Origin of the sequence: Cohnella algarum, from assembly GCF_016937515.1 — a bacterium.
GTDB lineage: Bacteria > Bacillota > Bacilli > Paenibacillales > Paenibacillaceae > Cohnella > Cohnella algarum.
This window is the reverse complement of sequence record NZ_JAFHKM010000002.1, coordinates 2,456,050-2,469,752: the sequence shown is the minus strand read 5'-3', so window position 1 is coordinate 2,469,752 and position 13,703 is coordinate 2,456,050. Positions and strand designations below refer to the sequence as shown.

The following is a 13,703-nucleotide window of genomic DNA, read 5'->3' as shown; positions in this document are numbered from 1 at the left end:
CTTTCTTGAAATCGCTCGACTCGGATATCCATCCTCATCATAAGATCTTCTTGTCTCCGGCAGCGGGCTTATAATTGGAAATGAGCAGTTCCTTTGCCGGCTGCCGCCCTTTCAGTTGTTTGGCGATCGTGTAGCGCGTTTCCACTTCCTCAATCACGTATGGCGCGTACCATTCCCGGATGAGCGGGTGGTCGTTGATGCTGAGTAAAAACTTGCCCTTGATGCCGCCGAGCAACTCGCGCAATTTCCGGTGATGCGTTTCATCGAACTTGTACAGGTAACCGGAAAGTCCGAGATACGGCGGATCGCAATAAAAAAAGCTATCCGGCGAATCGTATCGCGGGATAACTTCTTCGAACGACCGGTTTTCGATGTACACGCCGATCAGCCGCTCATGCGCCAGTTTGAACTTTTCCTTGACCTTGCTCAGGTCGTAAGCCGGTTTGGTGCGGGTGTACCCCCAATCGTCACAGTCGTTGTATTTTCCGCCGAAATGGGAATAAACCCGGTAATAGAAATCGTAAGCGCGGGTAACGGGATCGCGCTCCTCGTCCCGCCGGTTCAGGATGCGCACAAACTCATCGCGGGCATACAGCGCCCACTCGAACCTTTTGGCGAGCGCCTCCCAATCTTCCTGAATGACTCTGAAAAAATTGACAAGCTCCGCGTTGATGTCTGAATACACTTCCACCTTCGACCGTTCTTTTCCGAACAGCACCCAGCCCCCGCCGCCGAACACTTCCGCGTACAGCACATGCGGCGGGAACCGGCGGATAATGTCCTCGCGCAACCGCGACTTGCCGCCTTGCCAGCGAATCGGACTTTTCAGCAATGGCGATCCTCTCCTTCTTTTTTTGTGTCGACCTCTATGGATCCGGCTCCGAGCGCCGCAAGCTGCGGTATCGAAAGCCCGCAATAGTAAACCTCATCCTCGGGCACGCCGAGCAAGCGGGCGTATCCCAACGCATGGCGCACCGCTTCCCGCGCGTTCTCCCGGCTGCCTAAAGCGTACACGTCCTTCCCCGGCTCAACGCCAATTACCTGAAACGCCCCCCGGATCTCTTTGACGTACAATTGCAGCTGCCGCACATTCACCCACCTCTTCATGGATTGCAGATTCGTTCGAAAGCAAATCTTTACAAAAGCGATAAAGCCCTGGCGATTTGCCGCGCCAGCGCATAGGCCAGCTTGGGCGGCACGGCATTGCCGACCTGGCGGTACTGTGCGCTCAAGCTCCCGTAAAACACGAATGTGTCCGGGAAAGATTGTATCCGGGCACACTCGCGCACCGTAAAACGCCGGGGACGGGTCAGCTCCGGATGATAATGCGCCCCGGCATAAAAACCGGCATTCGCCGTAATGGTCGGATTCGGTTTTTGCCACGAACCGACTTTTTGGCGTCCTTTGAGCCCCCGGATCCTTGTCGGCATGGCCGCTTCCAGCGCCTCCAGCGGGATAACCCCGTCCGCATCCGCCAGCGAAACCAGATGCAGAATGTGCGCCGGATCCGCCGGCACCGGCCCGTGATTCGGATGCAGCCCCGCCGAACGGCTGTGCGCGGTAATCGTAAAGGAAGGATCGTCCCATCCCGCCCTGCGGTTCGTCTGATCATAGCGGCTCTCTTCCCGCACATTGGGAAAAAGATGACCGGCATGGTTCGGCAGCATCCCCGGATGGGCGAGATCGACATCCTTCGACAAATGCGCGGTTACCGTTTTTTCTCCCGTCAAACGGGTGACGTCTTCCTTGATGGCCAGCGCCTGCGGATGGTTGCGCTCAAACGTAAGCAGCGCGGACGCATCCACATCGATGCCGACACGAATATTGAAACCCGCTTGCGCAAAGCCGCACGATAACCCGCCCGCGCCGCAAAACAAATCGATGCACGGTCCCCAAAGCTGCATTCAGTCACCTCCCGAGTGCGTAAATTGGCGCAAAAAAACGGCTCCGCCACAAACGGGACAGCCGTTATCTGAACTTGTATTTTTCAATACTCCCGAGGCAGCAACGCCGTAATGACCCAATGGTTGCCGTAATCATCCGACTTCACCCAAACTTTCTCCAGCAGCTTCATTTGCAGCTCGTCAAGCTTCTTGCCGTTTCCATCGCTGACAACAACGCGGTCTCCTTGAGGTTCAAAAACGAGAAAATCATGCTTGGGCAAAAACGACTCCGCTTTCCGGAAGAACAAATTCATGACGATCGGCGGCAAATTCAAATTTTGCACACCTCGCGTCATTACTTTTTCAGTTGGTTTTCCCATGCTCTGCACAGCTCCTTTGGTTGTTTTTTGACACAAAAAATAGCCCTCGTATTCGAGAGCCACGGAAATGATTCGTTTGCCGATGCTGCTTAGGAGCAAAAGGGCGCCGAATCCGTTTGTTTAAACTTCTCCCAGAACGCTTCACGATCCGAAATGCTTGAGAATGTTACGGTCAAATACACCTTTTCAGCGGCTGCATCCAGTTCCCGTGCGATAATAATTCCGCCGCAGCGGGACACATCACGGGCATAGGCGTCCAAATCACCCTGATGCTCGCATTCGCGAAAGCGGAGCAGTTGCTCCAGCATCTGCGTTCACTCTCCTTCGGTTTAATCGTTCCAATAGCTTTGCGGGTCCACCGATTGCCCATTTTGCGACATGCCAAAATGAAGATGCGGTCCGGTCGATTTCCCCGTGCTGCCTACCCAGCCGATCACCTCGCCGCGCAACACCTGCTGACTTCGGCGGACACCAATGCCCGACAAATGGGCGTAAAAGCTCTGGATGCCTCCGCCATGCTGCAAACGGACGAGATTGCCATACCCGGAGTTGCTCCTGACCACCTGAATCACCGTCCCGTTTTGGGCCGCAACGACCGGCGTGCCGTGCGGCGCGGGGATGTCGATCCCGTCATGGAACACGCCGGTTTCGCCCGACACCGGGTCGATCCGCATGCCGTACGGACTGGAAATGGTCATATACCCAATGACCGGCCACAGCCAGTTTCGCGGCATGATCAGCATGGCGGCGTACTCCGCTTCCTTTGCCCGAACGTGCACCGCATCGTTCGGGTTTAAAAACCATGCTTCCAGCGCCGCATCCGGATCAAGGGTGGACAACCGCAAATAATTAGCTAGCGAAAAGATCGCGTCAAACGGATTGTCCGGATCGATCTTGCCGTCTCCGTCGCCGTCCGTCTTGTACGCTTCCCACAACAACCGTGGGAAGCCCAAACCGCCGATCGTATCGATTCGTTTCGCTTGTTCGGCTCCGAAATCGGTCGTAATCTTGTGAATCGCCGCCAGACGCGCCCAGGAGGCCTGTTCGTTTTCGGCCCGAATATAGATCGGCAGCAGCGGAGCGGGAATATCGAAGGTCTGATTTTCCGGCACCGGAATCCCTTCCATGGAAGAGGAATCCGATGAACTGACCAGCACGCCGAGCAGCGCAAAAACCAGCAGCATCACCAAGAGCGCGATCGCAATGCCGGCAGCCCCCAAGCTTCCGATCACCCACCAAAGCACCTTTTTCTTGATCAGGCCGCTAACGTCCATGAGGATCCCTTGCCTGCGGCGATTCCTTTTCCCGCACCTCTTTCATCGCAGCCTCCGCTTTGGCCAGAAGCGGCCGGCACGATTCGTCGCCGTTTTGTATTCGCCGCCTCAGATCGGACACCAACGCGTCACAATCCTTTACAACATCCATCGTCATCCCCTCACCAGCAGGCTTGCCGCCTGATTATGCTTTCTCGTATTTGTCTTCCATGACCGAATCCTCCAGCACATAGCCGTTAAATACGATTTCCAGCGCCTTCGAATGGGAACTCGAAACGAGATCGTCGACCACAAACTGGAGGAAAGCATCGCCTCGCACAAGACGTTCCATCTTGTTCGGATCAAATGAAATCGAACACATATTGCCACCCTTCCTATCCTGCTGTATGGTTAGCCATATTGGGCATGACTTCTGCTGGCACGTAAACGCCTGTCGGCCTCCACTCCCGGCGACCCGATTCTCTCAACCAAACATGCCGTGACGCGGAAACGAGAAACTCGACATCCTTGAACCGGCTCCTTCCCCGGAAAAACAGACCGCGCTCCCGGATTTCAACAAAGAAAACGGTCTGCGCCAGAAATTCGTTTTTCAGCCACTCCGCAACCCGAACCATATCCTCTCCTCCCGTTTTTTTACTTCAACTTGGAAATGATCTTCTTCGCGGCATCTTTCGCTTTCTTCGATCGCTCCTTCGCGTTGTGCCACGACTGCTTCGCTTCGCCCACGTGATACACAACCTCTTGCTTCGATGCTTCATACATCTCATGCGGCGTCGGCGCTTGAAAGATGCCGAGCAGCTGCTTCAAAATCTTTTTGCGGAACAAAAACGCGCAGAAGAACAGCAGCGCCACAAAAATTTGCTGCAGCATCAGGATGCCTGAGCCGCGCGCCACGATGTCGGCGACGAGCAGCGTAAAGCCCAGGTAAAAGCCATAGATGACCTTCGTGCCGAGCACGCCGATCAGCCAGCCGACCCAGCGTCGCACAAATACAAAGCCGCGTTCCGGAAACAGCCCGAGCAACAGTACGATCGGCGCGAGGATAATGATAGCCAGCGCCATCTCCTGCGCCAGAATCAAAATGAGCGATATCGTCCCGACATAGAGCAACAGCGTCAACGTGGCAATCAGCGACAGCAGCGCCACCAGACAGCGAATGCCCGCCGAACCGCCGGCAAACAAGTACGGGACGTCCGCATGATCGCCGTGGCCGATTTTCGCATCGCCCAGCACCTTGCGCAAAATATCCCGCTGCGTCATGCCGGGAGCGTACTGCCGCATCCAGTGCGACCACGCATCCCCGACCTTAACGCCGATGGTGATCTCCTCGTCCTCCGCCCGGTCCAGAATCGCTTCGACTTCCTCCGCCGTCATGCGCACCGCGCCTGCGTCCTGACGGTTGAACTGGCCGATCAGCCACGGCCGGTCGACAAACAGCTTCCACAGCCGGTTGGACGTCGCCATGAGCTGCTGATCCGCCGCATCCGCCAGTCCCTCCCCTAATTGTTCGCCCGTCACGCGCTGGTACGGCGCGGCCAGGGAGCCCATCGTAATTTGCGTCAGCTTGTCCATCGTCTGCGACACCGCGCGGATGCTCTGCCCCGAATGCGCGAAAAACCAGTAGCTGCCGACGAGCACGACAATCGAGCCGATCACGCCGGACATCAGCCGCGTCGTCTGGTTGTTCCAGTACCCGACTTTGACCATCCAAGCGGCGAGCAGCACCAGCGCCCAAGGCAAAAACTTGGTGAAGATGCTCGTCCTAAACCCGTCCATAATGGGGAGGATGAGCGACAATTGTTCGTTGACCAGATCGGTGTGAAAGCCGAGCTGCATCAGAAAAATGCAAAGGCGGGTGATGAACGCGCTGAACATAAACACGACGTTGGCGACCCAGTTCAGAATGATCGGAAAAGGGTTGTTCAGCTTCGGCTTCCATCCGGACCACTCCACAAGGTCGTAACCCAAATCCCAGGTGTAGTGATCCGTCGGATACTGGCGGTAATCGAGCGTCCGGTCGCCGGGCTCGATGCCCATTTCGCTTTCGCCCGGCAGCAGCTGGTCCAGCATATCTTTGGGCGCTTCCGCAAATACGGCAGCCGGATTTGACAATGCGATGAAGCATACGATAACCACCATTGGCAATAGCTCGTAGCGGCATCGTCGTCTCAACGGTTGTTTTCCCTCCTTTCCGCCGATAGACGATCCGGCGTCGTATTGAACACGGAAAGCAGATCGTCCGGCGTCGGCTCGATATGCACCCGCCCGATCCGCCCGGTAATGTCTTTCATGTAGCAATCCCCGGCTTTCAGTTCGCGGAACGCTTGGATCATGTCCTCATCATCGGGGTCGAGTCCGAGCAGCGTCAGGTTGTCCGCAATCGCCCGAGGGTCTTCGGTCCGGAAACAAAAAATGGAGCCGAGATTGTTCCTCGTCTCCTCGTCAGCCACATCCCCCGGATTTTGTGTCGCCAGCAGCGGCACGACCTGAAAGGAACGGCCCATCCGGATAATTTCATCGATGAGCAGCGCGCCCTCAGGAAAAGCCTTCAGCATCCAGCTTTCATCGATGCCGAAAATTTTGAGCTGGTCGTGCGGACTGTAAAACATGTACTCCCGCCCGAGTGCGGCAACCAGATACATGATGCCAAGGCCGAACCGCTCGTTCGGCGTCAGCGCCGTCTGAATCCGTTCGCTTCGCTTCTTGGGAAGTGGCAATCCGGCAAGCGTAATGACGATAAACCGCGCGCCGCTCAAGTTCGCGTTTTCTTCCCCGTCGCGGGCGAAAATAAACTTTCCGAACGGGCTCCGTGAGTACGACTGCAGCCGGTTCATGCAGCGGCGGGCTTCAACGCGGATCGCTTCCACCGGCGAATCCGACGAAACCCGCTCCAGTTCCTGCATAAACATGTACAGATCGCGCTGCCTTTGCTCGAACGTCCGCTCGACGGCTTCCATGATGGCGTCGGCCCGCTCGTCATTGCGGGTTCCCTCGAGCAGCAAGCTGAGGAAATCCAGCACGATGCCGTGCGCGCGGTCCTCGCTTTTGGACATTCGGAACGGATTGAACTTCGTCGCCGAATCCGCCGAAAAGTTCAGACGCACCATGTTTTGACGAATGTCCGGGATGAGCGCAAAGCAGCTGTCCTCATCCTTGGGATCGATCGAAAACACGATGCCGCCCTGGTTGTACCCGTGGTAGAACAGCGTCTTCTTCAGCACCGACTTCCCCGAGCCCAGCGTACCGACGATGACGATCGCCCCGGAACGGTTCAGTTCCTTGGACATCGGCCGCTTCAAATCGAGCAGCACCGGAATGCGGTGCAGCGTTCGCCCGATGTAATCCCCGTCCGGATCGCCGATCTCCCTTGAACCGTGCAGCATCCCCGCAGCCAGAAACTTCGGATCCATCGGGATCCGGTTTTGCTTGTCCAACGGGGAACCCGGCAAAAAGAGCCAGAACGCCAGCGCCTGATCCGCCGGGGACCGAACGGCGCGAATTTGCTTGGTGGCATACAATTGCAGGAGCTGCGCCGCGCGTTCCTCCAGTTCCTTGCGGGAAGAAGCGGAGACGTTGAGCCACGTCGACGCCCACACAAGCCGCATCCCTTTTTGCAGCTTGTTCTCCAGCACCCGTCCGCGTTTGCCGGCCCATTCCAGCGTGATTGGCGTTTCCTCGGACGCCTCCTTGTATTCGCGCCTTTGATCCTTCAGCACTTTGCGGCTCTTCTGCAACCCTCCCGCCGCCTCATGCGGGGTCTGCACCTGAAAATGGATGCTGACTTCGGCGGGAAACGGAAGATCTTCGAGCGCGTACAGCCACTCGTCCCCGATGGTCGAAATTTCCTCAGGCACATCGACGACCGAGAAAAACGCCTGAAAGCTTTTCAGGCTGTCCTCCTCCAAATCGTCATGATGAACGATCCACGTCTTCATCTTTTCTTCGCCGACAAGATCTGCGGCAAGCAGTACCGGCAGCGATTTCTTCGGTCGTAGCAGCACCTTCTCGCCTTTCACCCGCAACTCGCGCATTGTCTCCGGCGTCAGCGTCAACTCCGGCTCCACGGCCAATCCACGAAAGAAACCGCGCCTGATCAGCCACTCGATTTCCTGCGGTCCGCACCGCTCGCCGCTCAGATGATGGTTTACCTGATTGAACTGCAGGCTTTCGGCGGACTTCGCGATGTTAAGGCGTTCCATCTCCAATTCCCCGCGCTGGCGGTACCAGAACTGTTCCTGGATGTTGCGGCCGAACGCGCCGGCCCATTGGCGCAGCGTTTCTCCCGTCTTGCGCAGGCCCGACAAATCGACTTCCGGAATCTGCTTGTGCACGGCGGAAAGCTGCAAAATCAAATAAAGCGATCGCTGCCACGGCCGCCGCTCGGCAAACCGCTGCATGACCGCTTTCACATACCGCTCGTATTCCGCGCCCTGCCCCATTCGCCGCTGTTGCCACACGCCAGCGTTCATCATCCGGGTGACGGATAACAATTGGCCGCTGCCATGGTAGCTGTGCAAAAACTGCTGCATCTGGCTCACGGCGCCGCGCTTTTTCTCCGGAGACTGGTACGCATAGGCTTTAAGCGGTATGCGGTACACCGCCCACGGTTTCAGCATCGTGTCAAACAGGAGGTTTTGTTCCCAATACAAAACCGGAAACTTCAATGCGTCTCACCCCCTTCAAAAACGACTTTCATCTGACCCGGATATGGCGGCATATCAATGAATGCCGCTCCGTTTTCGAACCTTCCATATCTCCAAATGCCCATCTATATTCTCTCTTTCGACTTGCACCGGAACGGATGTTATCCATGACATCGAGCGCCGCGCATTTCCCTCCAGCACAACCGGCGGAACAACCGCACGTTTGGACCGCCGCTTCAGTTGCGTGATATCAAGTTTTCCGCTTCGCCCGCGCCAGCGGATGCGCACGTTTGCGGGAAGGCAAAGCGCCTGCAATCCCTCGACCGTCCCGTGCAGCTGTCTGCCGCTGCCGCTCCATGCCTCGCCGCCTTTTGGCAACGAGATCCGTTCATACGGCCGGCACCGGCCGGCAAACCGGATCCGATGTTTCCCTTCGGGTTGGCGGATCGCCTGCCAGCGGACAAACCATTTCGGCCGCACCAGAAAATGCAGGATGTCCCGCACGTAGCGCGGCACCGTTTTCCCTGCCGGATCCAGTTTGACCGTGTAGTATGCGGCGGCAATCGGCCCGACAACCATCGTGATCGTACGATCGATGGGAAGAAGCCATGCCAGCACCGGAAAGACGTAGCAAAAGATGAAAAACACGCCGATATACACCAACCAGAGCACGACGGCGTCCTGCCGGATCGGCATCCACAAGCGAATGTCGCCAATATGATAAATGAGCGGGCGAACGCGGTACAACGCGCGATACGATTCCGTTTTATCCTCGTCCATCCGGCTTCATCCTCCGGTCGTGTCCGTCAAGCCATCCACGGAAATGCCGAGCGTCTTCAGCACATAGAGCGCCAGGTACTTGGCAATGCCGGGAGCAAAAACGAAAATGCCCAGAATGACCGACAGCAAAATATGCGACCAGAGCCGGTTCGTTTCGCCGTTGGCATACATTTTCACCCCCCGGTAAATCGCAATCGTGAGGAAAATGGCTTGCAGCAGCCGTTTGATGACAAGAAGACCGGTATTGACAAAATCCCCTTCCACATTTCCCACCCCCTCAATGAACTAGATGAGCCGTTTACTCTACGCTCCCTACAAAAAACTTCTGATTCTCCTCCGTCACCGCCAGCTTACACACCTGCGTCACACGAAAACCCGTCGCTGCATCCTGCACAGAAAACGTAACCGTGACCTTGTAAGGTCCAACTCCGACAGCCTCCAATCGCTCCAGCGCGAGGAAGCGAATTCGGCCTTCGAGCGGTTTCAAATTTGACCCGGTCGTGACGTAGTTGAACAAGCTATCCGCGTCCTTGCCTTCGCACATCGCCTTCAGAAAGCTTTCGATCGCCGGACGCATTCGCTGCTTTACATCCGCGGACGCTTCCGGTTCTCCGCTTCCCGTTTCCGGAACGGCGGGCGGCTCCTGCGGCGAACGGATGAGCGGCGGCGCAGTCACTGCAGCGCCCTTACCCGTCTGCACCAACACGGGCACATCGACTTCCCACACGACCCGTTCGGGATTCGCCGCGATCACCCGGACGCGAACCGCATAGCGCGGTCCCCCGCTGGAGGACGAGGACACGAACTCCGCCGCGATTACCTCCTGCCGTTTCGTTTTTTGTTCCGGCTGGAGAGCTGCGATGCGCACGAGGTCATCCGGATTGACGTACGGCTTGAGCCGGTGCATTCGAGCTTCCGGCAGTTCCTCGCCGTCCCAGCGCATCCATTCGCGGGCAAAGCTGAGCGCCGTATGGACCGCCATCTGCTGCTCCGTTGTCTTCTTGAGGATGGCCGGCGTCGGGTCGGTTTCCGTTCTCAAGACCGTGGAAACCGCGCCCAGACTGGAAACGATCAGCATCGCCCACAGCAGCAGCTTGGGCAGCAATCGAACATCCATCCGCCTCACCTCCTGTTGATGATTGGGGGTTGCTCTCTGAGCTGTTTACCGAGCAGCAGTCCGGCAAGGTCTGTCTGGATAGGCAAAAGTGGCATCTCCTTCAAGCTCCGGTATTGTCCGCCGCTGCCCAGCCACTTCGCCGACCCTGGTCCGTTTTGTTTCCACTCGTTTTCACTGATGGTCCATACGTTCGGCAAACGGTCATGGCTGAACGTACCCTTTCGCAACGCATCCCAAATGTCGATCAGTGTTTTTGGGCGGCTTTCGATTTTTGTCACGAATAGCACATGCACCGCTTCCACCTTCGGCCAAATTTTCGGGATCAGCGTTCCGTAGTGAACCATCTTGTCTTTTAAGCGCCACAGCGTTTCGGTGCCCGTATCGTACTCCAGATGAAAGGCCAGCCTTCCATGATCCGGAAAGCGGTACATGCCGAACCCGTCCGGTTTGACCGGAGCGGCAGCTTTTCCCGACGGTTTTGTCTGCACGTACCGTTCGGCAGCCGACCTCGGGTCCAGCCATTCGATCATCCCCTCTTCTGCTCGGGAAAGGCTATGGCGGATCAAATCCGTGAAAAAAGCGTTCGTTCCATAAAAATGCTCGATCTGCACCGGTCCGGCTTCCCACGCTTTCGCCCGATACACCGTTTCATCCCCGACCAGACCGGCTGCCCCTCTTGCCCCCTGGGCCGTTAAGGTATATCCGACATGGTTTCGTTTCAGAAAAGGAAGGCGGATGGGCCGGATCACTCCGGTTTCTTTCATTTCACAGACGATATTGTAGATCGTTTTCGGTTTGTAGTTCAGGCTGAGCGCTAATTGCTCCGCTGTCAGCAACGTGTGCCGGTACAGCATCACCTGCGTTTCTTTTTTTGCTTCGTAGTACAAATGCGGAGTCTCCTTTCCATCGGGGCATGTGGTGAGTTAGTCGGGATCAGGGTTTCGCCCGGCTTGTGCGCCGCACCGCGCGATTTCGCCTTTTGCGCAAGCGGCAGTTTTCCCTCGAACTTTCCCTCCTTGCTTCCCTCAAACTTTCTCTCCAAGACGCTCTCAACCATTCCAAGCGCGATGTCAACCAAAAATCGGAAAATCGGCCGCCTCCGGCATACCGGAGAGACCCGAGCACTTCATTTCCTGCTCGACCGCTTCCACAGCGCGTCCGTCCTGCTCGTCCGAATGCGCCCATGCCTCCTTGATCAAGGCTTCATTCCGGATCGGGACAACATCGTTTTTGACCGTGAACAGCTCGAGCCGTCCTTCGCGGCCTTTCGTGCGCACGATGGCGTGAAGCTCAGCCAGGTTCATCAAATCGGCGTTCGTGACTTGCGGCTTGAGCCAGCGCGACAGCTTGTCCGCGTCCGGCCCGCCGAGCTGCAGCAGCATGAGCGTGCCGACGTTGCCGAGAATCGCCTCCAGAATGCGATCGGACAGTTGAGACAAATACTGCGTGGCCAGAAACAGCGACAAGCCGAACTTGCGGTCCTCGGCCAGTATTTTGGTCAAAATGTCCGTCGCGAACAAGTGCATTTCATCGGCAAAAAAGAAATGTGCCCTCGATTGATGCTGCGGCCGCTTGCGGCAGGTAAAGTGGTAGTCGATGAAAAACAGGCTGGCCAAAATCTTCAACAAATCCGGTACGCAGCCGGAGCCGTCGATCAGCACGATCCTGCCTTCGTCCATGACTTGCCGTGTATTAATGCTGCTGTGAAGCTGGCCGAGCATCCGCCGCGACGTCGGGTACGTCGTCAAGGCACCGAGCTTGTTCAAGATCGGACCGAGATGCTCGCCCACGTTCTTGATTTACGCAAATTCCTCCATCCAAAAATGCCTCAAATGCACATCCAGAGCCGGCAGTATTTTTTTGCGGTATGTCTCGTTAAAAAAGATGTCGACAATGCCGAGGACGGTCTGCGGTGGCACGGATAACAAGCTGAGTACGGCGTTGCGGAGATAATGCTCTGCCCGCGGCCGGGAGCCGGGAAACAACTGCTGCAGTGTCGTGACAAATTCCCCTGTCAGGCTTTCCCGTATATCCGCATGCGCATCTTGAAACAAGTTGAAGCCGCGCGGCCGGTCGGTAGACCCGAGTGGAATGATGTGCAGCTTCGGGTACAAGGTTTTCGGAATATAGCTCAGCAATGTTTCAATCGCTCCGCCGTGCGGATCGAGAAACGTAAAACCCGGCGCTTGGTCCGGCGAACGCTCCAGGTCATCCACCATATTCGTCATGATAGAGAGCAGCGTCGACGTTTTCCCTGATCCGGTCGTTCCGGCGAGAAAAGCGTGCTTGAGCATCTGGTTCACCGGCATGCGGATCGCCTGATCCGCGCCCGGCACATTGCTTTTCCCGATAAACAACCCGTGGTTTAAGCCGGCCGGTGCAGGTACGATTTTTGCATGCATCTTCTCCATGTGCGCGGCGGCCGGGTCGTCAAAGACGGGAATACGCAGCCAGTAGCCGAGTTCCTCCGAAGTAAATAGCAGTTTCTTCGACGGAGCTCCGGGAGCATGCACCGCTTTTTTGCCCCGAACGGGACGCAGCACAATGCCGTTGCCGCTTCTCATCGACTGCAGCATGTCGTTCATCGTGTGCAGCCTCGCTTTGGCCGCATGCGAAAGGATGAGCACGCGAAATCCTGTCCACAGCCCAATTTCGTCTTCGTCCTGCTTGCTCTGAAGCGAACGCATGACGTTCTGCTGGTGGGCGGTCAGTTCTCGCGGCCCACGCTTCTCCTTCTGGTTCGTATTCATCTCCCGCCAGATCGCTTTTAGCGACATCGGCTCGTTCGCCGGGGAGCGTAGCCACGCTTCTGCTATGTGGACTCGGCGCTGCAGAAGGCGCTTGCCCGCTGGCGCAAACGTCAGCTCCAGCCATACCTCCTCGCCCGCCTTGAGTTCTCCCGCTCCCATCGCTGCGATCATCTCGTTCACCGGGTCTTTGCCCGCCGGATGAATGGCAGCGACCGACAGCGCTCCCTTGTACGCCGGACGTCCTTCGGCAACAATCACGTTTTTTCCTGAACCAGCGGCAAACACAGGCGCTTCCACCGGGAGCAAATAGATCCCGGACACCTGCGTATGAAAGCCCGTGCGAAACCCCATCCAGCGAATGTCGGGGACTGAGAAGTAGATTCGTACGCGTCCAGCAGGTCCTGCGCACTGGATCAGGAAACGAAAATAGATCTGTCCATACCGAAGACGCTTGAATCGGGAATGGCCGAGTTGGCTGATATGCCTGGCAAAACGCGCCGCCTTGGCGAAATCCATCGGCGTGGCTTCGAGGGAGGGCATCGCTTCGAACCATAGAGTCTGCTTATGCTTGCCTTGACCCGGCTCACACCAGCGCGGAAACAAAAAAGAGAGCATCGCTGCCCCCTCCCTCCGTACACGTATTCGAATTTTTTCCGCTAATCAAGAACGTTCGATCACCACCCTTCCTGAAAACAAAAAAATGGAACAATGACCGTTTCCGGCTTGTCCCTTTTCTTCCGATGATAGCATCATACCAGAAAAATCCTGAATTGTGGTGCCGCTGCAATGCCTTTGTTTTGCCTTAGTTATGCCTATTTTCTGCTAGTATCTTTCGTTACACTTCTCAGACAGACACAAATATCGGGACATTCTATC

At 56.6% G+C, this 13,703-nt stretch carries 16 protein-coding genes; all 16 read right to left on the bottom strand.

All coding sequences use genetic code 11. The features are described from left to right. Window positions 1–37: 37 nt before the first annotated feature. Entirely contained in the window at window positions 38–832 is a 795-nt protein-coding gene (locus JW799_RS11225; protein WP_205429841.1) for a DNA adenine methylase, read from the bottom strand. Beyond that, window positions 826–1,089 (bottom strand): hypothetical protein, encoded by a 264-nt coding sequence (locus JW799_RS11220; RefSeq protein WP_205429839.1) that lies wholly within the window; start codon window positions 1,087–1,089, stop codon window positions 826–828. Before JW799_RS11220 ends, JW799_RS11225 begins: the two co-directional genes overlap by 7 nt. Window positions 1,090–1,136: 47 nt before the next feature. Next, window positions 1,137–1,904, bottom strand: a complete 768-nt coding sequence (locus JW799_RS29595) for a DNA cytosine methyltransferase (protein ID WP_205429837.1) — start codon at window positions 1,902–1,904, stop codon at window positions 1,137–1,139. An 83-nt stretch (window positions 1,905–1,987) separates the two neighbouring features. Next, window positions 1,988–2,263: a hypothetical protein gene (locus tag JW799_RS11210; protein ID WP_205429836.1), complete on the bottom strand. Its 276-nt coding sequence runs from the start codon at window positions 2,261–2,263 to the stop codon at window positions 1,988–1,990. An 89-nt stretch (window positions 2,264–2,352) separates the two neighbouring features. Then, entirely contained in the window at window positions 2,353–2,571 is a 219-nt protein-coding gene (locus JW799_RS11205; RefSeq protein WP_205429835.1) for a hypothetical protein, read from the bottom strand. A gap of 21 nt (window positions 2,572–2,592) precedes the next feature. Further along, window positions 2,593–3,537: a M23 family metallopeptidase gene (locus tag JW799_RS11200; protein ID WP_205429834.1), complete on the bottom strand. Its 945-nt coding sequence runs from the start codon at window positions 3,535–3,537 to the stop codon at window positions 2,593–2,595. A gap of 184 nt (window positions 3,538–3,721) precedes the next feature. Beyond that, window positions 3,722–3,856, bottom strand: a complete 135-nt coding sequence (locus tag JW799_RS29310; RefSeq protein WP_275901458.1) for a hypothetical protein — start codon at window positions 3,854–3,856, stop codon at window positions 3,722–3,724. Between the two features lie 55 nt (window positions 3,857–3,911). Next, window positions 3,912–4,151 (bottom strand): hypothetical protein, encoded by a 240-nt coding sequence (locus JW799_RS11195; protein WP_205429833.1) that lies wholly within the window; start codon window positions 4,149–4,151, stop codon window positions 3,912–3,914. Window positions 4,152–4,170: 19 nt separating this feature from the next. Next, on the bottom strand, window positions 4,171–5,676 hold the full coding sequence (locus tag JW799_RS11190; RefSeq protein WP_240353238.1) for a hypothetical protein: 1,506 nt from the start codon (window positions 5,674–5,676) through the stop codon (window positions 4,171–4,173). Between the two features lie 29 nt (window positions 5,677–5,705). Further along, complete coding sequence (locus JW799_RS11185) at window positions 5,706–8,201, bottom strand: ATP-binding protein (protein ID WP_205429831.1); 2,496 nt, start codon at window positions 8,199–8,201, stop codon at window positions 5,706–5,708. A 54-nt stretch (window positions 8,202–8,255) separates the two neighbouring features. Next, on the bottom strand, window positions 8,256–8,960 hold the full coding sequence (locus JW799_RS11180) for a TcpE family conjugal transfer membrane protein (protein ID WP_205429830.1): 705 nt from the start codon (window positions 8,958–8,960) through the stop codon (window positions 8,256–8,258). A gap of 6 nt (window positions 8,961–8,966) precedes the next feature. After that, the gene (locus tag JW799_RS11175) at window positions 8,967–9,224 is read right to left on the bottom strand and encodes a hypothetical protein (protein ID WP_205429829.1); all 258 of its coding nucleotides are present in this window, start codon (window positions 9,222–9,224) and stop codon (window positions 8,967–8,969) included. 34 nt (window positions 9,225–9,258) lie between these two features. Next, window positions 9,259–10,077 (bottom strand): conjugal transfer protein, encoded by an 819-nt coding sequence (locus JW799_RS11170; RefSeq protein ID WP_205429827.1) that lies wholly within the window; start codon window positions 10,075–10,077, stop codon window positions 9,259–9,261. 5 nt (window positions 10,078–10,082) lie between these two features. Continuing rightward, a complete protein-coding gene (locus JW799_RS11165) occupies window positions 10,083–10,964 on the bottom strand; it encodes a replication-relaxation family protein (protein ID WP_205429825.1) in 882 nt (293 codons plus the stop codon). A gap of 183 nt (window positions 10,965–11,147) precedes the next feature. Beyond that, window positions 11,148–11,843 carry a type IV secretory system conjugative DNA transfer family protein gene (locus tag JW799_RS28575; protein ID WP_240353237.1) on the bottom strand — a complete coding sequence of 232 codons (696 nt, stop codon included), beginning with the start codon at window positions 11,841–11,843 and terminating at the stop codon, window positions 11,148–11,150. A 33-nt stretch (window positions 11,844–11,876) separates the two neighbouring features. After that, window positions 11,877–13,442 carry a type IV secretory system conjugative DNA transfer family protein gene (locus tag JW799_RS11160; protein WP_240353236.1) on the bottom strand — a complete coding sequence of 522 codons (1,566 nt, stop codon included), beginning with the start codon at window positions 13,440–13,442 and terminating at the stop codon, window positions 11,877–11,879. Window positions 13,443–13,703: the final 261 nt, after the last annotated feature.

Bases quoted from the DNA above. Each gene is read 5' to 3' on its own strand.
- JW799_RS11205 (WP_205429835.1), bottom strand. From the start codon at position 2,571: ATGCTGGAGCAACTGCTCCGCTTTCGCGAATGCGAGCATCAGGGTGAT.
- JW799_RS11180 (WP_205429830.1), bottom strand. From the start codon at position 8,960: ATGGACGAGGATAAAACGGAATCGTATCGCGCGTTGTACCGCGTTCGC.
- JW799_RS11195 (WP_205429833.1), bottom strand. From the start codon at position 4,151: ATGGTTCGGGTTGCGGAGTGGCTGAAAAACGAATTTCTGGCGCAGACC.
- JW799_RS11200 (WP_205429834.1), bottom strand. From the start codon at position 3,537: ATGGACGTTAGCGGCCTGATCAAGAAAAAGGTGCTTTGGTGGGTGATC.
- JW799_RS11170 (WP_205429827.1), bottom strand. From the start codon at position 10,077: ATGGATGTTCGATTGCTGCCCAAGCTGCTGCTGTGGGCGATGCTGATC.
- JW799_RS11190 (WP_240353238.1), bottom strand. From the start codon at position 5,676: ATGGTGGTTATCGTATGCTTCATCGCATTGTCAAATCCGGCTGCCGTA.
- JW799_RS11160 (WP_240353236.1), bottom strand. From the start codon at position 13,442: ATGCTCTCTTTTTTGTTTCCGCGCTGGTGTGAGCCGGGTCAAGGCAAG.
- JW799_RS29595 (WP_205429837.1), bottom strand. From the start codon at position 1,904: ATGCAGCTTTGGGGACCGTGCATCGATTTGTTTTGCGGCGCGGGCGGG.
- JW799_RS11210 (WP_205429836.1), bottom strand. From the start codon at position 2,263: ATGGGAAAACCAACTGAAAAAGTAATGACGCGAGGTGTGCAAAATTTG.